General features: G+C 62.5%; 25 protein-coding genes and 3 pseudogenes. 17 read left to right on the forward strand and 11 right to left on the reverse strand.

Annotated features, from left to right (window positions below; genetic code table 11):
* The first annotated feature begins 283 nt into the window (after positions 1–283).
* Positions 284–523, forward strand: coding sequence for a hypothetical protein (locus AWB70_RS25480; protein ID WP_014191401.1), 240 nt, complete (start codon positions 284–286; stop codon positions 521–523).
* Positions 524–737: 214 nt separating this feature from the next.
* Complete coding sequence (locus tag AWB70_RS25485) at positions 738–1,325, forward strand: lipocalin family protein (protein ID WP_053568182.1); 588 nt, start codon at positions 738–740, stop codon at positions 1,323–1,325.
* A 157-nt stretch (positions 1,326–1,482) separates the two neighbouring features.
* Here AWB70_RS25485 and AWB70_RS25490 read toward each other — a convergent pair whose 3' ends face one another.
* The gene (locus AWB70_RS25490) at positions 1,483–2,529 is read right to left on the reverse strand and encodes an Acg family FMN-binding oxidoreductase (protein ID WP_053568181.1); all 1,047 of its coding nucleotides are present in this window, start codon (positions 2,527–2,529) and stop codon (positions 1,483–1,485) included.
* Between the two features lie 215 nt (positions 2,530–2,744).
* Here AWB70_RS25490 and AWB70_RS25495 point away from each other — a divergent pair, with 215 nt between their 5' ends.
* From AWB70_RS25495 to AWB70_RS25505, 3 genes are all read left to right on the forward strand, one after another.
* Positions 2,745–3,722 carry a universal stress protein gene (locus AWB70_RS25495; RefSeq protein WP_053568180.1) on the forward strand — a complete coding sequence of 326 codons (978 nt, stop codon included), beginning with the start codon at positions 2,745–2,747 and terminating at the stop codon, positions 3,720–3,722.
* 161 nt (positions 3,723–3,883) lie between these two features.
* Entirely contained in the window at positions 3,884–4,315 is a 432-nt protein-coding gene (locus tag AWB70_RS25500) for an Hsp20/alpha crystallin family protein (protein WP_053568179.1), read from the forward strand.
* Positions 4,316–4,373: 58 nt separating this feature from the next.
* Complete coding sequence (locus tag AWB70_RS25505; RefSeq protein WP_053568270.1) at positions 4,374–5,024, forward strand: BON domain-containing protein; 651 nt, start codon at positions 4,374–4,376, stop codon at positions 5,022–5,024.
* A gap of 124 nt (positions 5,025–5,148) precedes the next feature.
* Here the strand turns inward: AWB70_RS25505 and AWB70_RS25510 are convergent, their stop codons facing one another.
* Positions 5,149–6,504: an MBL fold/beta-CASP domain-containing RNA metallo-hydrolase gene (locus tag AWB70_RS25510; protein ID WP_053568178.1), complete on the reverse strand. Its 1,356-nt coding sequence runs from the start codon at positions 6,502–6,504 to the stop codon at positions 5,149–5,151.
* A gap of 193 nt (positions 6,505–6,697) precedes the next feature.
* Here AWB70_RS25510 and AWB70_RS25515 point away from each other — a divergent pair, with 193 nt between their 5' ends.
* Entirely contained in the window at positions 6,698–7,690 is a 993-nt protein-coding gene (locus AWB70_RS25515; RefSeq protein WP_053568177.1) for a universal stress protein, read from the forward strand.
* Between the two features lie 81 nt (positions 7,691–7,771).
* Here AWB70_RS25515 and AWB70_RS39370 read toward each other — a convergent pair.
* A pseudogene (locus AWB70_RS39370) lies at positions 7,772–7,888 on the reverse strand (SagB/ThcOx family dehydrogenase); the annotation flags it as partial.
* On the opposite strand from AWB70_RS39370, the gene AWB70_RS38455 reads away from it, so the two are divergent.
* Positions 7,857–8,078: a hypothetical protein gene (locus tag AWB70_RS38455; protein ID WP_143281703.1), complete on the forward strand. Its 222-nt coding sequence runs from the start codon at positions 7,857–7,859 to the stop codon at positions 8,076–8,078. The pseudogene AWB70_RS39370 and the gene AWB70_RS38455 sit on opposite strands and share 32 nt — an antisense overlap.
* Here the strand turns inward: AWB70_RS38455 and AWB70_RS25525 are convergent.
* Entirely contained in the window at positions 8,050–8,820 is a 771-nt protein-coding gene (locus AWB70_RS25525) for an LOG family protein (protein WP_053568176.1), read from the reverse strand. The genes AWB70_RS38455 and AWB70_RS25525 overlap by 29 nt on opposite strands.
* Between AWB70_RS25525 and AWB70_RS25530 the strand changes: the two genes are divergently transcribed.
* Together AWB70_RS25530 and AWB70_RS25535 are read left to right on the forward strand one after the other, a co-directional pair.
* On the forward strand, positions 8,798–9,766 hold the full coding sequence (locus tag AWB70_RS25530) for a CBS domain-containing protein (RefSeq protein WP_235024346.1): 969 nt from the start codon (positions 8,798–8,800) through the stop codon (positions 9,764–9,766). The two genes, AWB70_RS25525 and AWB70_RS25530, sit on opposite strands and share 23 nt — an antisense overlap.
* 35 nt (positions 9,767–9,801) lie before the next feature.
* Positions 9,802–10,074, forward strand: a complete 273-nt coding sequence (locus AWB70_RS25535) for a hypothetical protein (protein ID WP_053568174.1) — start codon at positions 9,802–9,804, stop codon at positions 10,072–10,074.
* A gap of 29 nt (positions 10,075–10,103) precedes the next feature.
* Here the strand turns inward: AWB70_RS25535 and AWB70_RS25540 are convergent, their stop codons facing one another.
* From AWB70_RS25540 to AWB70_RS25555, 4 genes are read right to left on the reverse strand one after another with little or no spacing between them, the layout of a single operon-like run.
* Positions 10,104–11,084 carry a universal stress protein gene (locus AWB70_RS25540; protein WP_143281704.1) on the reverse strand — a complete coding sequence of 327 codons (981 nt, stop codon included), beginning with the start codon at positions 11,082–11,084 and terminating at the stop codon, positions 10,104–10,106.
* A complete protein-coding gene (locus tag AWB70_RS25545) occupies positions 10,985–11,377 on the reverse strand; it encodes a c-type cytochrome (protein ID WP_374730258.1) in 393 nt (130 codons plus the stop codon). The genes AWB70_RS25540 and AWB70_RS25545 overlap by 100 nt, the downstream gene beginning before the upstream one ends.
* The gene (locus tag AWB70_RS25550) at positions 11,374–11,973 is read right to left on the reverse strand and encodes a hemerythrin domain-containing protein (RefSeq protein ID WP_053568172.1); all 600 of its coding nucleotides are present in this window, start codon (positions 11,971–11,973) and stop codon (positions 11,374–11,376) included. Before AWB70_RS25550 ends, AWB70_RS25545 begins: the two co-directional genes overlap by 4 nt.
* Before the next feature lie 18 nt (positions 11,974–11,991).
* The gene (locus tag AWB70_RS25555) at positions 11,992–12,654 is read right to left on the reverse strand and encodes a nitroreductase family protein (RefSeq protein ID WP_045450543.1); all 663 of its coding nucleotides are present in this window, start codon (positions 12,652–12,654) and stop codon (positions 11,992–11,994) included.
* 215 nt (positions 12,655–12,869) lie between these two features.
* Between AWB70_RS25555 and AWB70_RS25560 the strand changes: the two are divergent.
* Both AWB70_RS25560 and AWB70_RS39785 read left to right on the forward strand, forming a co-directional pair.
* Positions 12,870–13,370, forward strand: a pseudogene (locus tag AWB70_RS25560) (putative PEP-binding protein); the annotation flags it as partial.
* 21 nt (positions 13,371–13,391) lie between these two features.
* Positions 13,392–13,583: pseudogene (locus tag AWB70_RS39785) on the forward strand (hypothetical protein); the annotation flags it as partial.
* Between the two features lie 176 nt (positions 13,584–13,759).
* Here AWB70_RS39785 and AWB70_RS25565 read toward each other — a convergent pair.
* Together AWB70_RS25565 and AWB70_RS38875 are read right to left on the reverse strand one after the other, a co-directional pair.
* A complete protein-coding gene (locus AWB70_RS25565; protein WP_053568170.1) occupies positions 13,760–15,025 on the reverse strand; it encodes a cation:proton antiporter domain-containing protein in 1,266 nt (421 codons plus the stop codon).
* Positions 14,982–15,125 (reverse strand): hypothetical protein, encoded by a 144-nt coding sequence (locus AWB70_RS38875; protein ID WP_159680315.1) that lies wholly within the window; start codon positions 15,123–15,125, stop codon positions 14,982–14,984. Before AWB70_RS38875 ends, AWB70_RS25565 begins: the two co-directional genes overlap by 44 nt.
* A 149-nt stretch (positions 15,126–15,274) precedes the next feature.
* Here AWB70_RS38875 and AWB70_RS25570 point away from each other — a divergent pair, with 149 nt between their 5' ends.
* From AWB70_RS25570 to AWB70_RS25595, 6 genes are all read left to right on the forward strand, one after another.
* Complete coding sequence (locus AWB70_RS25570) at positions 15,275–15,967, forward strand: CBS domain-containing protein (protein WP_053568268.1); 693 nt, start codon at positions 15,275–15,277, stop codon at positions 15,965–15,967.
* Positions 15,968–16,020: 53 nt separating this feature from the next.
* Complete coding sequence (locus tag AWB70_RS25575; protein WP_235024347.1) at positions 16,021–16,512, forward strand: CBS domain-containing protein; 492 nt, start codon at positions 16,021–16,023, stop codon at positions 16,510–16,512.
* Between the two features lie 34 nt (positions 16,513–16,546).
* On the forward strand, positions 16,547–18,838 hold the full coding sequence (locus AWB70_RS25580) for a heavy metal translocating P-type ATPase (protein WP_053568267.1): 2,292 nt from the start codon (positions 16,547–16,549) through the stop codon (positions 18,836–18,838).
* A complete protein-coding gene (locus tag AWB70_RS25585; RefSeq protein WP_053568169.1) occupies positions 18,835–20,064 on the forward strand; it encodes an AI-2E family transporter in 1,230 nt (409 codons plus the stop codon). The genes AWB70_RS25580 and AWB70_RS25585 overlap by 4 nt, the downstream gene beginning before the upstream one ends.
* A 310-nt stretch (positions 20,065–20,374) precedes the next feature.
* Entirely contained in the window at positions 20,375–21,121 is a 747-nt protein-coding gene (locus AWB70_RS25590) for a BON domain-containing protein (protein WP_053568168.1), read from the forward strand.
* A gap of 419 nt (positions 21,122–21,540) precedes the next feature.
* The gene (locus AWB70_RS25595) at positions 21,541–21,963 is read left to right on the forward strand and encodes an MAPEG family protein (protein ID WP_053568167.1); all 423 of its coding nucleotides are present in this window, start codon (positions 21,541–21,543) and stop codon (positions 21,961–21,963) included.
* An 82-nt stretch (positions 21,964–22,045) separates the two neighbouring features.
* Here the strand turns inward: AWB70_RS25595 and AWB70_RS25600 are convergent, their stop codons facing one another.
* Complete coding sequence (locus tag AWB70_RS25600; RefSeq protein WP_053568166.1) at positions 22,046–23,419, reverse strand: aminotransferase-like domain-containing protein; 1,374 nt, start codon at positions 23,417–23,419, stop codon at positions 22,046–22,048.
* Between the last annotated feature and the right edge of the window lie 40 nt (positions 23,420–23,459).

Below are 23,459 nucleotides of genomic sequence, written 5' to 3' on the forward strand. Positions count from 1 at the left end.
ATCGAAAAGCGATGCGTCATTGAGTGAGATCGAGTCTGCGGCCGTCGCCCCGGATGCTCGTTGACCGAAATCAAGCGATTACACTGCGCCGCCGATCGGGGATTCCGTTGATCTGGCTCAAGTGTCCGCAGTTCGCTACCCGTAGAGTCGGCGTGTTCAACCGCGCCAGTGCGTCACGTCCATCAAGGGTTCGATCTTCAGCCAACGTTGAAAGCCAATACTCTTGATCTCGATCTGCCGCGCGCTGCAACGAATTTTTCGAATCACTCGAAGGAGAACCGACATGTCGCTCAAGGGATCTATCGACAATAGCGATTGGACCGTCAGTTGCAGCACGGAGCACACGCCGCGAGGCATCGAATGCGCGGTCAGCGTCGAGCAGCGCAACGTCGACGGCGGACGCTTCATGCACCGGTTCAAGCATGCGCATACCTACGACAACGAGCACGAGGCCATTCTCGCAGGGCTGCGCGAAGGCATGACCTGGATTCGTCTCAAGGCTTCGAACACGATCGGCGTTTAACCCAGGTCGGCCGATACGTCATGACACTGCCGGCCGATTCGCGCGATGCGTCCGGCCGGATGCGGATGAGTCGCGGACCGTCGCATTGCGTGTCCTGAAGTCGAAGACGACTGTGCGCGTGGAACATGTGCTTTCGTTTGACTCAAGTCAATCTAAGCGCGCCATGCAAACGCGAGCATGGTCTGACTCAATCGATTGTCTTCTCGAGGGATGGATGAAGCGATTCTTTCGTGCCGTGCTGATCAGCTTGATCGCCTTGGGCATGTTCGGATGTACTAACGCACCCGTCAACCAGAACCCGCACGCGGACGACATGCTCGTACCGGTGCTCGTGGATCTGCCTCGCTACATGGGTCGCTGGTACGTGATCGCGAATATCCCGATGGTGGATGAGCGTGACTATGTGGCAAGTTGCGCCGTGTGGACCTTGCGCCCGGACGGGCGCATTGAGGATGCCGTCGTGGGCCGAAAACACGGGTTCGATCAACCTGAAACAGGCACCACGTTCATCGCGAAGCCCGGGCACGGCACGCAAAATTCGGTTTGGCGGGTGCGTCCCATGTGGCCGTTCGAGTTCATCGTGATTACGGTGTACGTCGACCCGGACTATCAGTACACGGTTCGTGCAACACCGGACAAGGACTTCGCCTGGATACTCTCGCGTCGCCCCGACATGAGCGAAGAGGTATACCAGTCTCTGCTCGCCCGGCTCGATCAAATGGGCTTCGACACGCCACGCTTCAAGAGAGTGGTGCAATTTCCCGAGCAGATCGGCCAGCCCGGCTTTCACGCCGTGCGCTGAGGCGTGCTCGCATCGGCGTCGACGATACATGCTCGGCTTTCTCAAGCGCGCTTCACATCGATTGAACGAGGGTTCGCCATGGGTGCCGCCGGGTGAATCGCCGGAGGTGTTGCAAAGGATTGCACGAGACGACGGCGATGAGGTGCTCGCGCGGATGTCAAGCGCGGCGTCCGGGCTTGACGACCATGTCCGACATCGCCCGCCGCGGCGTGTGCGGGCACTTCGGGCCTCGGCCGATGCGCAACAGCAACTGAGGCAGCGTTGCCATGCCGGTTTCGCACCGCAGTACATCACGAAGCGCTTCGACCTCGATCGGCTGATTCAGATACGACACACAGAGTCCGCGACTGACCGCCGTGAGAAGCACGCGTTCGAGCGCCTGCCCGGCAGCGAGCCACGCCGCGGGATTGTCTTCGCCGGTGCCGACGCAAAGCAACACCGGGGAATGCTCCACCAGGCGCCGATGGGCTGCCGCAGCGCCAGATCCGAGATCGAACGTACGCAGCACGGACGATGCAATCGGCGATGCGAAATCGAGCAGGGCGCTTACGCCCGCCGAGTAGGCAGGCATGCCGTCCTTGCGCCGGCTTGCGTGAATCCAGCTTGCGAGTTCGCGACGAAAGCGAGGATCGCGAAATTGCTCGAGATCCGCCTGGGCGACGAGTTCGCCAATGCTTTCACGCGTGGCGGCCCACGCGAAGCACTGCGCATCCACACCTTCCGCGACGGCAGCCTGCACGAGTTCATCCTGGACGTCCATCGGCACGGGCTCGATGTCGAACGCTTCGCGCGTGGTAACGCGCTCCGTCATCGCCTCGAAGAGCTCCGTGAGGCTCGCATCGCCCGTGCCTTCGAGAACGCGCACTTTGGCTAGAACGTCCGGGTCGAGGCGATCGGGCAGCAACGTGATCGCGTAACCGAGGCCGAGATGCTGCAACGCGACCCTCAAGTTGAAGAGCGCCGCGCCGCATCCGATGATGAGCTCGCGATCGTAAGGATCGACGACGGGCAACGCGCGCGTGCGATCGGCGCACAAAAATACGTTCGTCCCGTCGACGATGAAGCGCCATGGCTGCGCATTGTGATTCGAGGGGGCAAGCACGGCGTAAAGGAGCGCGAAGCGCAGTTTGGCGGCGTCGTCCGCGAGCGGAGAAAGGTCGGCCTCTTTGATGCTCCAGGGATCGTTTGAGACATTCGAAAGCATGACGTGCCTCGGTGAGTGGCGTTGAATGGATCTCCCCTAGCTTGAGCCGGGTTCATTCGCCTCGATTGATCCACATCAACGGCAGGTAGACCGAGGAAGTCCCGGTGCCGTTGATGTGGATCAACGGTGCAGGGTGGTCTGAGAATAGAGTCGGGGCGTACGCACAGCGGTCGCGCCGTTATCGACGAAGCTGCGTTCAGGGCATAGAGGATCGTATGAGCAACACGCCAACTCCGCGCAAGCATCGCGCGTCCTTCGGACGCATCATGCTGTGCATTGATTCGACCGAGGACTGGGCCGATGCCGCCGCGCTGATCATCTCGCTCGCCGACGCCGACACGAAAGTGCGCATCATCGGATTGCTCGAAAACGCACGCGCGATGATTCCGCATGCGCCGCTCGCGTTCTTCAATCTGAGCGCCGCACACGCGCACTTGCAGCGCGGGGTGGAGGCGAGCGTGAGCCGCGCGCAGGCTTGCCTGAAGAACGCGGGCATCGACGTCGACATGCTCATCGCCGATCTGTTCGAAGGCGGCGGGGACGCAGCCCACGCACTCACGCGCGCCGCGCAGGCGTGGCGGGCGGACCTCGTGGTGCTCGGTGCGCGCCAGCACCTTGCCATCCTGCAGTGGACCGAGCGCGCGGCGCGAGAAGCGCCGGGCACGGCCCATTGCTCGATGCTCGTGCTGCCTGAGAAACATCCGCGCAATCTGATCACACGCCCCAGCCGGCTTCTGTGCGCGGTGGACGGCAGCCCCGGTTCGTTGGAATCCTTGCGTGCGGGGCTCAGAATCGCCGAGCTTGGGGCGCTCGTGAAGGCGATCTACGTCGTGGATCGATCGGTGAGGGGAACGGACACCGCCTCGCGTGCGTCGCTTCAGGAAGCGTTCCGCGAGGAAGGACAGTTGGCATTGGCCAAGGCGCGCAGCATGTTTTCGCAGTCCTGGAGCGCGCAAGACTTCACGTTCGAAGCGGCGATCGTACCCACTGAGGACGTCGCGGACGATGTCGCGCATGCGATCGTCCGGGAGGCGGCGCGCTGGAGAGCCGATGCGATTCTCATGGGCACGCACGGGCAGCGCGGCGTTGCGCGGTGGATGCTCGGCACCGTTTCCGGGCGCGTGACCGAACTGACGGAAGTGCCGGTTCTGCTATCACGCCGCCGGCCGTTCGAAGCGATTCAGACCGCCTGATCGACGCTCTTTGACCGGCTTTGCTTGACTCATGTCAATCGGGTCAGGGACGCGAAAGTTACAGTGGTCCGGTACTCCATCAACGCGATGAGGAGTCCAAACACGAGCCGATCGTCAGACACCGGTCGGTCATTTTCGACTTTGATCTCAAGGAGACTGTCATGAGCCATCTAACCCGTTTCGATCCCTTTTCCATCGAACCCGTATCCGAAATGTTCCAGGGGCTATTCCGGCCACTGCGCGGCCTCTCGCCGGAGGAGTCGCCCCTCGGCCAGGTCAGGATCGACGTGAGCGAAACGGACGCGGTCTATCAAGTGAAGGCCGAACTGCCCGGCGTCGAGAAGAAGGACATCGACGTCAAACTCGACCGCAACACCGTGTCCATCCATGCCAAGTCCGAGCGCAACAAGGAAGTGAAGGAGGGCGAGCGTGTGATTCGCCGCGAGCGCTATGCCGGTGAAGTGAGCCGCACATTCTCGCTCGGCAGCGAGATCGATGAAGCCGGCGCGAGTGCGCAATATCAGGACGGCATTCTGACGCTGACGCTGCCGAAGAAGGCATCCGCGGACCAGAAACGTCTGCAAATCAGTTAAGGACCAGGGCAGGCGCGCGGCCTTGGCGCGCCAGCGATCGAAGCAGGAGGTGCGCCTCATGAAAGAGGACTGGAAGATCAAGCAGGACGTGGAAGAAGAACTCGAATGGACCCCGGGCGTGGTCGCGACCCGCATTGGCGTAGAGGTTGCGAACGGGATCATCACGCTATCGGGACATCCGGCGAGCTACGCCGAGAAGCTCGCGGCGGAGGACGCGGCACGTCGCGTGTCGGGCGTGCGCGCGGTAGTGGTCGAGATGGAGATTCGGCTGCCTCATCATGATGTGCGTAATGACGCCGATATAGCGGGCGCAGCGGATACACTGCTGCGCTGGACAGCGGGTCTGCCTGCGGGCGCGGTGTCCGTACAAGTGGAAAAGGGCCATGTCACTTTGCGCGGAGACGTCGATTGGGCGTATCAAAGCCATCGCCTTACCCGTGGAATAGCCCGCATGAGAGGGGTAACCGGCGTAACGAATGCGATTCGCGTGCGCGCAGACCTTGCCGCCGACGATATTGGCGATGCGATTTCACGCGCGCTCAAACGTCACGCGGAGCGTGAAGCCAAACACATCGACATCAAGGTGGAGGGCGGAACCGTGACGCTCACCGGCAAGGTCGACAGCGCGTCAGAGCGCGATGCTGCGCGGGGTGCGGCGTGGGCGACGCGCGGCGTGACGGCGGTGGTCGACAACCTCGAGTTCACTTGATAAGGCCGAAGCTTCGAATGGCGAGCGAGTTCCGCGTGCAAGGCGCATGAATCGAAGAGCGGAGAGCATTGTCAGCAAATCCGGACCGTTTCGGAAGCGGAGATGATACGCAACCGAAAACGTGTCACAACTGCACGCTCTCCTTGTAGACCGGTACTGAGCAGGGCCAGTGCAGGGTCTCTTCGATCCTACGCCTGAGCGCGTCCGCCGCCGCCGGTTCGCCATGCGTGACGAAAGTGTGGCTCGGCGCCTCCGGCATGCCGCGCAGCCAGTCGAGCAACTCGGCATAGTCGGCATGGGCCGACATCGAGTCGAGCGAGGCGACACGCGCACGAACCGGAACATATTCGCCGAAGATCTTGATTGCGGGCGCATGTGCCGCCAGGGCGGCGCCACGCGTTCCGGCTGCCTGATAGCCGACGAGCAGGATCGTGTTGCGGTCATCCGGCGCGAAGACTTTGAGGTGATGCAGAACGCGGCCTCCCGTCGCCATGCCGCTGCCGGCAATGACGACCATGGGTCCCTTGCGCGCGCAGACGGCTTTCGACTCGTCCACGGTGCGCACGATGGTCGCTACGTGCTCGATCGCTTCGAGCTGCGAACGCGTAAGACGGTGCTCGCTTGCGTGGCGAACGTAGGTCTGCGTGACACTCGTGGCCATGGGGCTGTCCAGGAACACGGGCACCCGCGCAATGCGCCCGGCCTCCCTGAGCGAAGCGATGTAATGAAGGAGCGTCTGCGCACGTCCGACCGCGAAGCAAGGAATGACCACTACGCCCCCACGGCGGAAGGTATCCGCGAACACGGCAGCGATTTCATCGAGAGGGTCGACCGTCGCATGAAGCCGGTCTCCATAGGTCGATTCGACGACGAGCACATCCGCGCGCGGCGGAGCGTGAGGCGCGTGCATGAGCGGATCGCAAGGCCGGCCGATGTCGCCCGAGAACAGCAGCGTCTGGCCGCCGAGCCGCAACTCGACACTCGCCGCCCCAAGAATGTGTCCAGCGGGCAGAAGCCGAAATGCCGCATGGAGGCCAAGCTCTGTCGTCACGTCGAAGGCGCGCGGCGCAAGCAGCCGGAGCGCGTCCTGCGCGTTCTTGAGCGTGTAGAGCGGCAGAGCAGGATGGTGCCTGGACAAGCCGTGTCGCGTCGAGAATGACGCTTCTTCTTCCTGAAGCTTCGCGCTGTCGAGCAGCAGGATCTCGCACAGATCGCTCGTGCCGGGCGTGCAGTAGACGGGCCCTCGATATCCCGCCTGAGCGAGCACGGGCAGATAGCCCGAGTGGTCGAGATGCGCGTGCGTGAGGATGATCGCGGTGAGCGAATCGACGTCGAACGCCGGACTTGCCCAGTTGCGCAGACGAAGGTTCTTCGTGCCCTGGAACAGGCCGCAGTCGACGAGGATGCGCTTGTCCTCATATTCCAGCAGGTATTTCGAGCCGGTGACCGTTTCGGCCGCGCCAAGAAACGTGAGTCGCACGATGTCTCCGAGTGTTTTTCGTCCATGAGCGTGAACGTACTCGCGTTGAGCTGATCGGATTTGACTCCGGTCAATTTCCCGCGTCGAGCCGAATCCGCCGACTTGGTTGATCTGAGTCATGGGTTCGGGAAGGGCCGAACGTTAGGCTGGCGTGCATGGATCTGCGCAGAGCGCGACGGGAGGAGCAATGGAAATGGAGACAGACGTTCCGCCACGGACAAGCGGCTTCAAACGCATCGTTCTTTGCGTCGATGCTTCCGACGCATCGCACTGTGCCGCCAGGTTTGCCCGGCGATTTGCGCAGCACGGTGTCGAACTGACCATCGCCGCTGTGGCGCTGGATCCGCGGCCGCTTGCACCGCACGCCGCGCTCGCAGGTCTGGATCTGGGCGTCGCGCGCAGCGAATTGCTGGACGACGCACAACGCGCGATAGCCGAGTCCAAGAGTGCACTTGCAAACACGGCCGCCAGCGTGCGTGAGCACTTGATCGATCTCGCGAAAGAAAATGGCGATGTTGCGCATGCGCTTGCCGATAAGGCCAAAGCCGCTCACGCAGACCTGATGATTCTCGGCACACGCCAGCATCATGGCCTGGTGAGGTGGCTCGATCCGTCCGTGACAGACAGGCTCAGCCAGCTCGCGCCCTGTGCGATGGTCGTCGTGCCGGACAAATACGAAAGTCCGCGCGAGGCCGGATTTCAGCGCATTCTGTTTGCGGTCGACGGCAGTCCGACGTCATACGCTGCGGTGAACATAGGCGCTTTGCTCGCCACGCCCGAGACAGAAATACGCGTGGTCTACGTCGTCGATCGCGCGATACGCTACAGCGAGTTCGTGCCGATGACACTGCTCGAAGACGCCTTTGTCAAGGAAGGCGAGCTGGCGATCGCAGAGGCGGCGCGGCGCCTCGAATCGCTGCGCAATGTGACGCGCGCGCATGTTTCGGCCAATCTTGTCAGCACCGACATCAGCGCAGACGATGTTTCCCATGCACTGCTGCGCGACGCCGAACGCTGGAATGCCGATCTCATCGTAATGGGCACGCACGGCAGGCGTGGCGTGGCGCGCGCGTTCTTTGGCAGTGTCGCCAACCGGGTGGCCGGTCTCGCCAGGATTCCCCTGATGCTGGTGCGCGACCAGCACGAGGAGATCACGCCAGATCGCGAATCGAAGAACGCGAGTTGACGAGCAGTGGCGGACACGAAGAAGTGATATGCGACGGGCCGCCGGCATCCGGGCAGGGTAGTTCGGCGGCCTCTATCCTCATCAAATCGCAGGCTTGCCGATCGTCTGAGCGAGAACCGGCAACTCGTCCTCGTTCAGCCGCAAGGCATCGGCAAGTACGCGATGATTGATCCAGCCACGCACCACCGTGGCCAGCCCGCTGCGGGACGAAAAGCCGTTACTCGAAAAGCTCGCCCGCCTGCTGCTGGCACGGGAGGTCGTCGATCACGAGACCTTGCAACAGCTGATAGAAAGCGACGCCTCTCGGCAGGCCAATGGGCAACACGCGTCTGAATCGATGGCGTTGCAGGCGCAGACGCCTAACGAGCCGATTCATACCAGCGGTTGACGGTTTCCCAGGTCTGCGCCGCCGATTCCGCAAAGCTGAACAACGCGAGATCCGCCGCGGACACAAGTCCTTCCTGCCAGAGGAAATCGAAGTTCACCGCCTTGCGCCAGAACGCCTCGCCCACCAGCACGACCGGAAGAGGCCGGATCTTGCCCGTCTGCAAGAGCGTCAGCACTTCGAAAAGCTCGTCGCAGGTCCCGAATCCGCCGGGAAAGAACACGGCTGCCATCGCGCGTTCCAGGAGATGCAGCTTGCGGATCGCGAAGTAGTGAAAGCGCAGGCACAGCTCCGGCGTGATGTACGGGTTCGGATACTGCACGTGCGGCAGGGTGATGTTCAGACCGACGCTGGCGTGCCCCGATTCGAAGGCGCCGCGATTGGCGGCTTCCATGATGCCTGGGCCGCCACCTGTCACGACGGTGAGCTTTGGCAACGTCGCGGTCGCTGGCGCGCGGCCGACGATCTCGCCGAGCGCACGCGCGATCGCATAGTAGCGGCTATTGGACGCGATGCGCGTGCTGCCGTAGACGACGATGGTGTGGTCGACTGCGTGAGCTTTCAACAGCGCTTCGGCCTTCCAGTAGTCGAGTTGAAGCCGCAAGCCGCACATCTCCGGGCGCTGCAGGAACTCCGCGTCCTGGTCCGCCTGGACGTAGCTCGGGCTATCGATCAACTTCTGCACGCGGCGCGCGGCTTCCAGATCGTCGTTGCGATGCCGCGTGAATCCGTTGGAATCCGGCATTTCTGGCAGGGAGGCGGCCATTTCGTTGCCTCGTCGGCATCTGAGTGAGGCGATCGTCGCGCCTTACCGACGATGTGATCTTGATGCGAGTCAAGGCCGCGCTATTTCCGTATCGGGGCGCCGCGCCCCTTCAACTACGTTGCAAGCCATTGATGCATGTCAACGGTGCAAAAGGCGTGCGCGGTATCGTGGACATGCACTAGACGAGTTGGCTTTTTTCCTGCACCGATATCCGAACCGCCTGGAGACCATGATGCAAGCACGCGATGTAATGACCACCGCCGTCGTTTCCGTGACGCCCGAAACCACAGTGCATGAGCTGGCCTTGTTGCTGATGCAGCATCGCATCAGCGCCGCACCGGTCGTCGACGCGAACCGGCGTGTGATCGGCATGGTGAGCGAAGGCGACTTGCTTCATCGCGAGGAAATCGACACCGAGAAGACACAAGGCCGCCAGTCCTGGTGGCTCGAAATGCTCGGCACCGACCGCGGCGCCGGAGACTACATCAAATCGCATGCGCGCACGGTCGGCGAGATCATGACACGCGAACCCGTTTGCGTGAACGAGGATGCCTCGCTCGCGAACATCGCGTCCGTTCTGGAGAGCCGTCACATCAAACGCGTTCCGGTATTACGCGACGGGCGCCTCGTCGGCATCGTGAGCCGCTCGAATCTCGTGCAGGCGCTCGCATCCGCGCTCGTTGACGACCGCGCCCCCGGTGCAAACGATGCGGAAATCCGCGCAATGCTCATGGGCGAGCTCGCCGGGCGAGACTGGGCATTCCCCGGACGCAACATCGTCGTGCGCGACGGCGTGGTGCACTTGTGGGGCGCCGTCTGGTCAAGCGATCAGCTCGACGCCATGCGCATTGCGTCGGAAGCCATTCCCGGGGTCAAGCGGGTGGAAGACCATACGATTCCTTATCCGATCATGCCGGGTATCTGAACGTGCGAATCGAAGCCCGGACGAGGAGGGAAGCCATGATTCAGGATCTGACGCTCGATGTACCCTTGCGCGTCGACGCGGACGGCGTTGAATTCAGCGGGAGTCTGGATGGAAAGCAGCAGGCTTTTCGCGTCGATGCCAGCGTGTTTAGAGACATGCTGCAGGTCAGGCATATCGACGAAACCAGCACGAAAAATCTCTTCCTGGCCGACCCGGAGCATTTCTTGTTCGTCGCGGCGCGCAAGTTCGCCGAGGCGGGTCCGAGCAGCACGCCGATCCAGTTGACGCTTGCCGATCTGCTTCGTTGAGCGTGACGGATCGACCTGTCCGTTCGAGATCAGTTTGACATCAAGACGGGCAGATCCGCCTCGCGCAGTGCGGCCCGAGTAAGGCCGCCGAGGAGGATCTCGCGCACACGGCCGTGATGGAAGGCACCCATCACGAGCAGTCGCGCGCTCGCCGAACTCATATAAGACGTCAACGCTGATTCGACGTCGGCCTCCCGTCGGACGGAGCGTTCGACGACATTCACATGCACCGAGTGCCTGATCAGGCTTCGTGCGAGGTCCGACGCGGCTCGTCCGTCCCCGAGAAAAGACTCGCCATCGGCACGGACCGATACGATGTCCACGCGCTTCGCTCGCCGCAGAAACGCAAGCGCATCGAAGGCGGCGCGTGCGGCTTCCCGGCATCCATCCCATGCGACGACAGCCGTTCCATCAAGCGGACTCGACGCGCCTGTGCGGGGCCAAACCAGTACCGGGCCGCCTGCGCCCATGATCGTGCTTTCGGGGAAACGGTCGGCGAGATAAGCATCCGGTTCATTGGGATCATGCTGTCCGACGATCGTGAGATCGGCGCATCGTGCATACGGGATGATCGAAGACCCGCCGGTCGTCTCACTCGCCAGCCAGTCGTGCGCGAGCTTCGTTGCAGCAAGTCGTTCGCGGAACACGTGTTCGACGCTTTCACGCCGCGCGCGGCACACCTCTGCGAGCGACATGTCATAGCGGTGCGCACTGTCCGCCTGATAGTAGAAGCGCGGATCGAGCGTGAACTCCGAGTACACGCCGCGCAGATGAGCGTCGAAGCGCTCGGCCAGCGCGACGGCGGCATCGAGCCGGTTCGCCGCGTGGGTGCCCGTATCGAGTCGAACGACAATCGTCTTGAACGTCATCTTGGTCTCACTAGCCGGGTTGTTGAAGGCGCAACTTGACCTCACTGGCTCAGCACCCATTGAACGAGCTTGCGGGCATCGGCGGCGGAAAGCGACCTGCCGCCTCGCCCGGCGGCGGACGGCATCGCCATCTTTCCCCAATGCGCCTCTCCACCCTCGCGCAGCTTCTTTTCCAGCATGCTGCTCGCATCCGGCACGTCCCGGTAGCGGTCGGCGATCTGTCGGAAAGAGGGCGCACGGAAAGGCGTGTCGACCGTATGGCAGAACATGCAGCGCTGCTCATCGACCAGCGTGGTCGGTTCCGGCGTGGTGAACGCGAGACAGGTCCCGCAAGTACTCGCCCATAGGAATGGGGCGAGCAACTTGAATGTGTTCGCGCGGTACCGGAGCGGCCGCGACGCCCACCGTTGAGTCGCCGCGGCCTTCGTTTTCATGCGTCCTGGCGGGTTTCGGCGATCGCCGGCACCGCATTGACGATCAGACGATAGAGGCTTTCGAGGCTCTCGCCTTCGAATGTCGCCTCACCAAACGGGTCCAGCCGGTTCTCAACAATCGCGTCGATGCGGGCCCAGTCACTCTCGGAGAGGAAACGCTCGATGGCAGGAAGAATCACCGTCTCCTCGACGCGCCTGTGGTTCGCGCAGAAGTTGACGTATTGCTCCATCAGTGTGCGCAGACCCAGCAGGACCGCCTCGCCCTTTAACTCGAAACGCGTGAGCGCATGCTCGAGATTGCGCAGGCGCAGGTCGCCTTCGATGTGCTCGCATTTCAGCTCGTCCAGCACGTCGTCGAAGTCGTCCGTGCGGTTTCGCAACGCGGCGAAGAGCAAACGGTCCTCCATCGGATGATGGAACTGTTCCGGATATTCACGGATGTAGTAAAGCATCGCGCGCAGGAGGATAGGGTCGGGCGTGGCTCCGTCTTCGCCAAGCATGCGAACGAAATCAAGCATGGCTGCCGTGACTGAGGCGAGGCGCTTGTGATCGAGACGGATGACATGCACCGCGGGGTGTTCGGGTTTGCTGTTCATCACTGTTCCACTTCGAAGTCATCGAGCTGATTGAGTGCGCGCGAAATGGCCCACCGTTTGCGCGAGTACCGGCGTCGATCCGGTGGGCAATTTCAGGTTGACCGCGAGGGCCGTGCGGTTCATCCAGCCGCGCGCGCCCGCCGCCAGACCGGCGGAAGCGCAATACAGATAGACGTTTTGCACGATCGCGCCCGCGCTGGCGTAAGCGAAGCTTTCGCGTTGGCGGGCGGGTACATCCTGCATGCGGTTCAGGTCGGCCACGAAGACGAGATCGACGGGTGCGTAAGACAGAAAATCCTGATAACCCGTTGTCGCGCGCAGATCGAACGGCGCGGCGAGCACAAGCCGATGTCCATCGGGTTCATATCGATACGAGCCCGTCGCAAGCAGCACGTAGATATCGATCTCGTACCCGCCTAGCGCGGATGGCGCCGTGCGGCCGCCCTCGGCATCGCGGTTGATGCCATTGGCGGCCCACAGTAACTCGCTGAGCAGATCCAGATTGACGGGTTCGTCCGAGAAGTCGCGCGACGTGCGGCGCGCAGCGAGCGCGTCCAGCAAAGGCATGCCGCCAAAGCGCTGCGGCCGGGGAAGATCGACGACGGCGCGAGGCGGCTTGTCAAGCGGTCGCGGAGACGGTGCGTTGAGCACGGCGCCGATACGAAACAAAGGCTTGGCCATGGCGGCAGGCTTGCGCAAGCAAGCAGGTGACGGTGAGTTGTCCGATTCTTGCACCGCGCGCGGCCCGGGGATTGATCTGGATCAGTCTGCATGGGCTTGCTGCCATGTCCCTCGCGTCACACATCGCTCAAGGTTCTTGCCGCACGTCCCGATTGACTCATATCAACGACTTGCCTGTGCTCACGCTTAAGCTGGGCCGAATCGATCGACAGATCATGATCGTCATGATTCCCTTCTGCCGCTCGATCGAAGAAGCGGACCGCGTGCTGGACACCCTGGCGCAGAACGGCCTGCGACGCGGCGAGCGCGGTCTCCAGGTCTACGTGATGTGCGAGATCCCCTCGAACGTGATCCTGGCCAAGTCGTTCGCGGCGCGTTTCGACGGGTTCTCCATCGGCAGCAACGATCTGACGCAGCTCACGCTCGGCGTGGATCGCGATTCGGCGGAACTTGCAGCGCTCTTCGACGAACAGAACGCCGCGGTCGAGTGGATGATTCGCAGCGTGATTGGCGCGGCGCATGAGGCGCAGGCCAAAGTGGGATTGTGCGGACAGGCGCCGAGCGACCATCCCGAGTTTGCCGATTTTCTGGTGGGCTGCGGCATCGATTCGATTTCCGTCAGTCCCAACAGCTTCGTTGCCGTCAAGCGGCGTGTCGCCGCCGCGGAACGGCGGCAGGATCACGAGCGCCAGCACGGTGCGGCCGTAGCGTGGTGATGGGCGGCAGGGGGAATCGAGATGACAGACATCGTGACGGTGACGCTCAATCCCGCCGTGGATGTGGCGACGTCGGTCGACGTGGTCCTCGACACGCAGAAGCTGCGCTGCGCGCCGGCCCGGCGGGTATGGCCTCGCGGCCGCTTCGGCGGCATTGTTGAGCGAAGGCACCGGGCTATGCGAAGCGTCGGCCGTGGCGGCGATGTATCGGCGCGTCTGCGATGCCGCTCCACTGACACCTGCGGCCGGCGCATTGACCTCGTAGCGCTGCCTGGTCGATCCCGCGCTAGCGGACGACGCCGGCCCAGTCATCCGCTCTTGCACACAACCCGGCGGCCGGTTTCGGTCTTGTTCCGGCCGATACCGCTCGTCTGCACGAGCAGCGTGGATCACGCTCGCTCCGCCGATGTGTCCGCCGCGCCGCCGAGTACGTCATGTCGGTGCTCGGGGGCATCATCGCCAAGCGGGCCGATAGCGTCTACGTACTTGCCGATCGCGGGAAGCGCCGTGACACCGTGAGCGAAAATGCTGAGCAGGATAGTCGCCATGACGACCAGTTTGATGGTCGGCTCGCCGGGCAGGGCGGTTCCCCCGTCGAGATAGACGAGACCGAGCACGATCGACGCCAATCCGCGCGGGCCGAACCATCCCATGAACAGGACGGACGGCCGGCTAAGCCCGGTGCCCCATAACGCGATTGCGACCGGTATGACGCGAATCAGGGTGAGGCTCAGTACGCCATAAGCGACGATGGCAAGACTGAACTGCGTCCATACCTGCGTGACGAGCAAGCCGAATATGAAGAAGACGAAATAGTTGAAGAACTGCCCCCAATCCTCGGCGAACCCCAGACTATGCTTGCCGACCTGGCCGAAGCCGGCCTGGGTTGCGAAGCCGGCGACGAATGCGGCGATGAACATGCTGGCGTGCGTCGCTTCGGACGCCACCACACAGCCAAGCGGCAACGCGACCACGCCAAGTTGCGCGGCCGCTTCCGCCATCCATTGCTTTCGCTGAGTGAGACCCAGCAACCAGCCGCCGAGCAGGCCGATCCCGAGTCCTATCAGCGCGCCATAGCCGAGCTGCTCGATCAGGAAACGCGTGAGGAGCGCGCCACCGCGGCTTGTCTCGTGGGCTTCCGCCAATGCGATGAAGAACATCAGGAATGGCACCGAAAGGCCATCGTTGAGACCCGCCTCGACATTCAATGCCTGGCGGATGCGTGGTGGCACGCGCGGGCTATTGACGATGACCTGCCCGAGCCCTGCATCGGTTGGAGCAAGAATGGCAGCCAGGATCCCTGCCTCCCACCAGCTCAGCGTCCCGGGAACGACCATCGCGCACAGCACGCCGAGCGCGATGGTGAGCAACATGCCGGTGCTCAGCAGGCGCGCGGGCAAATTGGTCTCACCCTTCAGCATGCCGGGACTGACTCGCGAAGCGTCGGCGAAGAGTGTCATCACGAGTCCCAGTTCGGCAACCAGGAGCAGATCCTTGCGGTCGAGCGCGAGCTCGTTCAGTGCTTCATGCGAAAGAGACATGAGCGCGCCGAGCGCCGTGAACAGCATGGGTGCAGTGAGGACCGTTCGCTCGAGTACCCGGGACATGAGGCTATACAGAAAGACCGTCGAGATAAACGCGGCAATGATCAGCATTTGCGGCCTCCTGTGGAAAGCGAAAGCTCACCCCGATATCAAACCGTAGATAAAGGCGATGTTGGCTGACCCAGGTCAAACCGGCGTTGATGGTGCGCATGGCTAGCTCGTCTCACCGAGTGTGCGATCGAATTGATCTCAGTCAAGCGCGTGAGATGCGGCAAGGCGAACAATGGCGCAAAGCCGTGCGGCATTCCGCGGCCCGATGCCGTCGTGGCGACGGTGCCAACTTTCTCGAAGGGGATGAGCATGCGAGCAGCCGACATCATGACGACGTCCGTCATCACAGCCGACCCGGAAATGACCGTGCGCGACGCTGCAAAAACGATGGTGCTCGGGCACATCAGCGGAATGCCGGTGATCAACGAGACTGGCAGGCTCGTCGGCATGGTGACCGAAGGCGATTTGCTGCATCGGCAGGAGATCGGCACCGGCTTCAAACATCGCGCGTGGTGGCTCGAGCTTCTTTCTTCGACGCGGGAACTTGCAAGCCAGTACGTCAAGGAACACGCAGGCAAGGTCAAGGACGTCATGTCGACGGAGGTCGTGACCGTCAACGAGAACTGCACCGTTGCGGAACTCGCCGAGCTGCTCGAGCGGCGGCGCATCAAGCGGGTGCCTGTCATGCGCGACGGAGAGGTCGTTGGCCTGATCAGCCGCGCCAACCTGTTGCGCGCGATCGTCACCCTGGCCCCCGAGCCTCCCGCGCCGGCTGATCACAACGATGCCTGGATACGCAACGCCATTGTGCTTGCCATGAAGGGGCAGCGCTGGGCGGTCGCACCGGAGAACGTCATCGTGAAGGAAGGCGTCGTCCATCTCTGGGGTGTCGTGATGAGCGAGGAGGAACGCCAGGCCGCTCGCATCGCGGCGGAGAACGTGGAGGGCGTGAAAAAGGTTGTCTCGCACCTCGAGTTTCCCGTGGTGATGCCAGCCGCTTAGCGGAAAGAGATGCACGCTCCGGCTACCCGCCGATCGACTCGATCACGTGACCCTTGAATGACGAACCCAGTCCTTACGCCCAACTCGAGGTGACCATGCGCGCCGGCCAAATCTGCACGCTCAACGTGGTGACATGCGATCGCAACACAACGGTCCTGGAGGCTTCGAAGCTCATGCGAGCAAGCCATGTCGGGGACGTCGTGGTTGTCGAGAACAAGCATGATCGCATCGCGCCCCTCGGCATTGTCACTGACCGCGACATCGCCATCTCCGTAGTGGCCGAAGAAATCGAGCCGGGATCGGTTCTCGTCGCGGACATCATGAGCTCGCCCGTCGTGACAGCCTTCGAATGGGAAGACGGCTTTTGCCTGCCACGGCGCATGCGGCGCCTCGGCGTTCGACGCATTGCCGTGATCGACGACGCGGGCAGTCTTGTCGGCGTGGTCACGGAGGACGACCTGTTGCAATTCATCGGCGATTATCTCGTGGAGCTGTCCCACGTCAGCACGCGCCAAACGATACTCGAAGAGAAGCGTCGCGCCTGAGTCCGCTTGTGGGCGAGGTATGGCGTCGAATGTCATGTTGAAAAAATACCCCTCGTTCGACGCTTGCATCTTTGGCATTACAGCGCTCGGCCTTGCAGCTGGCGGAGTCCTCTTCATGACTCGCAAGGTGGGCATGGCACATGCAATCTGGCTTGCCTGTGTCGTGCCTTCATGCGTGGTCTTGTGCATCTCGGCGGTCAATGCGTTTCGTAGACGGGAGGTCGGCATCGACGTGCTGGCGCTCTTCTCGATGATTGTCGCCGCGGCCACCGGCGAATTCTTTACCGCAGCAGTGGTGTCAATGATGGTGGCAGGCGGGCGCGCGCTCGAAGCCTTCGCGCAGGCCCGCGCGGGCGCCGAGATGACGGCGTTGCTCAAGCTCGCTCCGAACTTCGCCAACCGGTACGAAGCGGGGGAATGGCGTCAGGTGAACCCGGAAGCGATTTGCGCAGGAGATCGCCTGCTCGTGCGGGCGGGCGAAAGAGTGCCCGCCGACGGAGCGCTGGTGCATCACGCAGAACTCGACGAGTCAGCGCTCACCGGCGAGGCGGCCATCAGGTCGCGAAGCGCCGGCGAGGGCGTGCAGAGCGGCGTGTTGAATGCCGGCGCCCCTTTCGAGATGATCGCGGCGGCGACCGTGCGCGACAGCACGTTCGCCGGGATCGTCCGTATGGTCGAAGCGGCGCAGAAGACACGCAGTCCGACCGCGCGTCTGGCAGACCGCTACGCGATCTTCTTCGTGCCCGTGACCCTCCTGATCGCGGGCGCGTGCTGGATCGCGACAGGCGATGTAATCCGCGCACTGGCGATCCTCGTTGTCGCCACGCCATGCCCGTTGTTACTCGCGGTGCCGGTCGCGATCGTTTCGGGCATGTCCGCTTGCGCAAAACATGGCGTGCTGGTCAAGAGCGGCGACGCAATCGAGCGTCTGGCGCAAGCGCAAATCCTCTTCTTCGACAAGACCGGTACGTTGACGAGTGGTCGAGCGCGGCTGGTCGCAATCGAGAGCAGTCCCGGCATCCAGCCTGAACGTGCGTTGCAACTGGCCGCTTCCCTGGCGCAGGCGTCGTGCCATGTCGTGGCGCACGCGCTTACGCTGGCGGCGCGCGAGCGCGGTCTCGCGCTCAGTGCGCCATCGCAGGTCACCGAGTGCCCGGGAGCGGGACTCATCGGCACCGTCGACGGGTCCGTCGTGGCGATCGGCTCGTTCACGCATGCAGCGGCCCAGGCGCAAGCTGCGACGTGGAGCGCCGCGTTCTTGCGTCGTCTCGGCCATGAAGACGGTTCGGCGGTCTTCGTCGACGTCGATGGCGTGATGGTCGGCGCATTCAGGCTCGCGGACCCCATCCGGCTCGACACGCCCCGCGCATTACGCCTGCTCAGACGCGCAGGGGTCTCGCGAATCGCCCTGCTGACGGGAGACCGAAGGGACGTCGCGGAAAGCATCGGCGCGAGTCTCGGAGTCAGTGAGATTCATTCGGAACAGACGCCGGGCGGCAAACTCGCGTTGATCCGGTCGGCGCGCGAGCACGGCGTGGTCGTCATGGTCGGGGACGGCATCAACGATGCGCCCGCGCTCGCCGCCGCCGACATCGGCGTGGCAATGGGCGCCCGGGGTGCGGCGGCATCCGCGCAGGCTGCCGATATCGTGCTTCTGACCGATCGGCTCGACCGCCTCGTGGACGGCCTTGAAATTGCCCGACGATGCCGGCGCATCGCGATACAAAGCGCCACGGCAGGGATGGGGCTATCGATCGCGGCGATGATCGTGGCCGCGCTCGGCTATCTGAGTCCGCCCTACGGCGCGGTATTGCAAGAGGTCATAGACATTGCGGTGATCGGGAACGCACTTCGCGTCCTGCGCATGAGACCCGGATCGCATCACCAGGTGCTGCCGCGAGGCGATGCAAGTCGCTTGCAGGCCGCCCACATGAATCTGGAGCCGGTATTGGGCGAGCTGAGGCGTCTCGCCGAAGCGCTGCCGGAGCTTCCGAGGCAATCGGTCCCGGCCGAGCTTGCCCGAATCAACGAGCTTCTGCTGCGCGTTCTGCTTCCGCACGAAAAGGAGGACGATGTCCATCTGTACCCAGACCTCGCCAGCAGACTCGCCGGTGAAGATCCCTTGGCCGCGATGAGCGGCACCCACGCGGAGATCTTTCGCACCATTCACGTGTTGCAGCGCATAGCGGCGGACCTTCCGGCTGAAGGACCGGACGAAGAGGGCATGCGAGAGTTGCAACGGCTTCTTTACGTCCTCGATGCCGTCGTTCGAATGCACTGCGCGCAGGAAGACGAGCTTTTTCATACGCTCGACGAAGGTGCGTGAGCGAAGGCGATGACATCGAGATGCAAAAGCAACCGCCTGTTTTCGACGCATCGTGGCTCCCCGTCATCCTGATCCTCGCGTTGGGCATCGTGGTGTTCCGCCCGTTCATCGGCCCCGTATTGTGGTCGTTCATTCTTGCCTATGCGACCTGGCCGTTGTTCGTCATCGTGCGTCAGGGGCTGGGTGGACGGGCCTCGCTGAGCGCGCTTGCGACGACCGTGGCAGTCGCGCTTGTCATCATCGGGGCGATGATTGCCATTACGGTGCCACTGACGCGTGAAGTCGTCGACGTCGTTCGCCGGCTCGTCGCGTGGAGCGGCGGCGAGCCGAAGCGGCTCGTGGCGATCGTCGCGGATATTCCTGTCGTCGGCCCGAAGCTGTCCGAGTTGACACGCGAGATGCCTGCATGGAGCGCAGAAGTCGAAGCCCTGCGCAACGGATGGCTGAGCGCTCTTCCGAAGGCGGGGCGTCTGGCGGGTCAAAACGCGCTCCAATTCGGCTTTACGTTCATTGCGCTCTACTTCACCTATCGGCACGGTGAATCGCTGATCGTGAAGGCGCATCGGTTGCTGGAGCCGCTCATCGGTCCGAGGCTCCAGCTGTATGTCGCATCGCTTCGACGTGTCACGCGCGCGGTGCTCGTCGGCGTGCCCATCACCGCGATCGGACAGGCGGCCGTGGCGGGCATAGGCTACTGGGCGGCAGGCGCGGACGGGCCCGTCCTTCTGACGCTGCTCACCATGCTCGCCGCGCTCGTTCCATTCGGGGCGCTGTTCGTCTGGCTGCCCACTGGCGTTGCTCTACTCGTGGATGGAAATCTGTGGGGCGGCGTCGGACTGCTGCTATGGGGCGCAGTGGTAGTGAGCTCGATCGATAATGTTATACGCATGGTAGTCATCGGCAACGCGATCCGCATGCCGTTCGTCCTCGCGCTGGTCAGCATCCTCGGAGGTGTTGCCGCATTCGGGCTGATCGGGTTGTTCGCCGGTCCGCTCGTGGCGGAGATGCTTCGCATGCTGTGGGATGCACGCACGCCGGCCACGGCGCGGCGCGAGCCTCGCGTCATCAGGCCGAAGGGTGGCGGCTGCTTGCTGGTCCACGGTCACCATCCGACAGCCGCCGCGCGCGCGATGGCACGTCGCAGCGCGCGAAGTCGGGTACAGGAGCGGTTGCGTCCGGTTCACCATGCGTGGCGGGACCGGCCTTCGAAGGCTCGGTCCACTTGATGTGGGTCAACCGGAAAGAGTACGACGGTGGGATGCTTCTATCACGGAGCGGATAGACGATGGCGGCTCGGCGTAGACCGAGCAAGGGCATTTCAGGCTTTGTTCGAGCGGATTGCGGCCGTGGCGCGACGGGAGCGCACAGCGTTCTGACGCCAAGCGGATGGTCATTCTCCATACGAGCATCGCGCGGTTCGCGAGTGCGCGCGAACCGAAGAGGAGAATCAAATGAGAATCGGACGCCAACGCGGACACCGCCGTGACCATTCAGCGTGGGTTGACTTGAAAGTCGAATGCGGCGGGGGCGACTGACATGAGTACGATGACTATGCGGGCAGCGGAGGCCGCCGCACCCGGCCCGATCATTTTCCCGAAAGGGCATCTTGCAACTGAAGGCTCGCCGCAATCCGACAATGCCCTGTTCGTCGAGGCGATCAACGCGCTTCGGCGCGACCCGCTCCTTGCTTCGGAAGCGGTGTTGGTGGATGTCCGCGACGCACGCGTGACGTTGCGGGGAAGCGTCGCAAGCTATGCCAAGAAGGTGGCAGCATGCGAGCTCATTCGGGGCCTGCCAGGCGTTGCCGCGACAAGCGACTGCCTGGTTGTGGAACTGATGCCCGACGCTCGGCGCACCGACGCCGCACTGGCTTCGGACGTTCGCTTATCCCTGAAATGGGAGGCGTGCCTTCCTGCCGACGCCATCGATGTCGAGGTCGCTCTTGGCTGTGTCACATTGAGCGGTCAGATGCCCTGGTCTTTCCAGAGAAAGCTTGCAGAGCGCGCCGTCGCGCGTCTGACCGGCGTCACTGGAATAGTCAACCTGTTGCGGGTGAGCGACCGGCAGACGCAAATGCAGGCGGTTACGGATATTCACGCGGCCTTGCGCCGGGCGGCCGACATCGAAGCAGACGCCATCGAAGTGCTGATTGCCGACGGCACGGTGACGCTGCGAGGAACAGTATCGTCGGCACGCGCAAAAAAGGCCGCATACGACGCGGTGCGTTCGCTTGATGGCGTTCATACGGTGCGCAGCGAGATTCGCATCGGGCATGACGACTGACCGGCGGAGCGGTCAGTTTGCAGCGGAGAAGTGATTAAAGAATCTCTGCAAGGCTTCCTCGATTCCAAGCTGTAGAGAACGACCATCGCAAGGAAGGGTGATATGAGGATCATCGGTCATCTCCCGGACCGCAACATGAGGCCGCTCATGCATGCCGACATGCAGTCGGATTGTTGCAACGACGAAGAGAAGGCGCCTGATCGCGCTGGCTAGTGCGTGAACACGCATTGATCGCCTACACTGAATCAACGCGCTGATACAGGTTGGTCGCTGTATCCCTCCGCTGGGCTGATGCATTAAGTTTATCTGTCGCATCGGCCTGTCCCATCATGTTGAACGGCTGCCGCACTGCCTGTCTCAAGGGAAGCTGCGTGAACCGGCGCTATATCACTTTTCAAAAAATTAGAAGAGGTTTGGCGATGAATCAGCAACTAATCCTTCATCCCGTCGTTGTCATGTTTATCTTGACCGGCACGGTTTGGCTGTTCATGTACATCAGACGCCTCGTCTATATTCTCGGCAACAAGATAGACGCACAGAGCGTGGCCACGCCCGAACTTTTGAATTCAGTCATTCCCGCCAATATCAACAGCCCGTCCAACAATCTGAAAAATCTTTTCGAACTTCCCGTACTTTTCTATGCTCTTTGTCTTATCTTGATACTTACGCAAAGGGTCGATGAGGCCTACCTTTATGCCGCCTGGACATACGTCGGTTTGCGCATCGCTCATAGCGCGATTCATTGCACGGTCAACATCGTCATGTGGAGATTCATCGTCTACGCGTTGTCGTGCCTTGTTCTGTGGCTGATGATCATCAGGCTCGCACTTCAGATGCGTTGAGACCCAATCAGATGCTGCCCGTGCAGTTCGAGGTCTGGAAGGCTTGCGAAACCACGAGTCGTCATGTCAATGGCGAAGTCAATCATCCTAGCGCTCGTTCGAACCTCGGATCGCCCAGATACGCGACATTGAAGCGAAGCCATGGCGACACGCCATTCGCATGCGCGGAGAAGATCGTCCCTGGCGCGAGAATGACGTGCTTGTCCAGCATCTCTTTTGCAAACGCGATCGAATCGTCGCGCCCCGGCAAACGCGCCCATAAATAAAGGCTCTGATCGCTCACCTTGAAGATGGTCGCGTTCAGACGCATCAAAGCTTCCACGCCCGTCGCGGTCGCGCGCTTGAGCCGGTCCTGCAAGCGATTCGTGTGACGCAGAAAATGCCCGTCGCTCACGATCGCATCGAGCGTGCGCTCGCAATACTCGCTGCTGCTCACGTGCGTGAGCATCTTCACGTCGGCAAGATCGCTCGCGAGATCGGCATCGCACGCAAGAAATCCCACGCGCAGCGCGGCCGACACCGACTTCGAAAAGCTGCCGATATAAATCGTGCGGCGCAACTGATCCAGCGCGCTGATGCGCGTGGCCGAGCGCGGTTTGAGATCGGCGAGCGCGTCGTTCTCGACGACGATCAGATCGTACGCCTCCGCCAGTTGCAAGATGCGATGCGCCTTGGCCGCGCTGATGTCCGTCGCGGTCGGATTGTGCCCGACCGATTGCGTGAAGAAGAGCCGCGGCCGATGCGTCTTCAGGCGCTCTTCGAGCGCGGCGATATCGGGTCCGTCGACGCCGCGCGGCACGCCGACGATATTCGCGCCCGACAGCTTGAGCTTGCCGAACAGCGCGTAATAACCGGGATCGTCGACGAGCACGGTATCGCCCGCGCGCACGAAGTAGCGCACGACCATGTCCATCGCCTGATTCGCGCCGTGCGTGAGCACAATCTGTTGCGGCGCGGCTTCGATCTCATAGCCTGCAAGCTTCTGCTGCAAGTGCTGGCGCAACGGCAGATAGCCGAAGCGGCTGCCATAGCGAAACAGCGACGCAACGCCGGTGCGCACCACACGCTGATGGAAGTGATCGAGCCGGGTTTCTTCGAGCCACGTAACGGGCGGAAAGCCTTCGCCGAGATTGAGAAAGTCCGGCTTGCTCTGCAATTGTTCGCGCATGAGCCAGACGGAATCCATCGCGCGATCGAGCGTGGGCGCGTCCTCGATCGGCTGCTGCGGTTTCGCGACGCTCGCGACGTAAAAGCCCGCGCCGCGCCGCGGCTCGATCAGGCCGTTGGCCGTCAGCATGTCGAACGCGCTGATGACGGTGTTCTTCGCGCAACCGTTCGCCTCAGCGTATTCCCTGATCGACGGGAGTTTGTCGCCTGCACGCAGGACGCCTTCGGTGATCTGTTTGGCGAGATTGTCCGCGAGTGTCGCCGACAGGCTCGGCTTCTCGTGCCGCATCGTCTTGACCTGTTCTGAGAGTGATCCGGCCGTATTGGGT

Source organism: Caballeronia cordobensis (assembly GCF_001544575.2).
Lineage (GTDB): Bacteria > Pseudomonadota > Gammaproteobacteria > Burkholderiales > Burkholderiaceae > Caballeronia > Caballeronia cordobensis.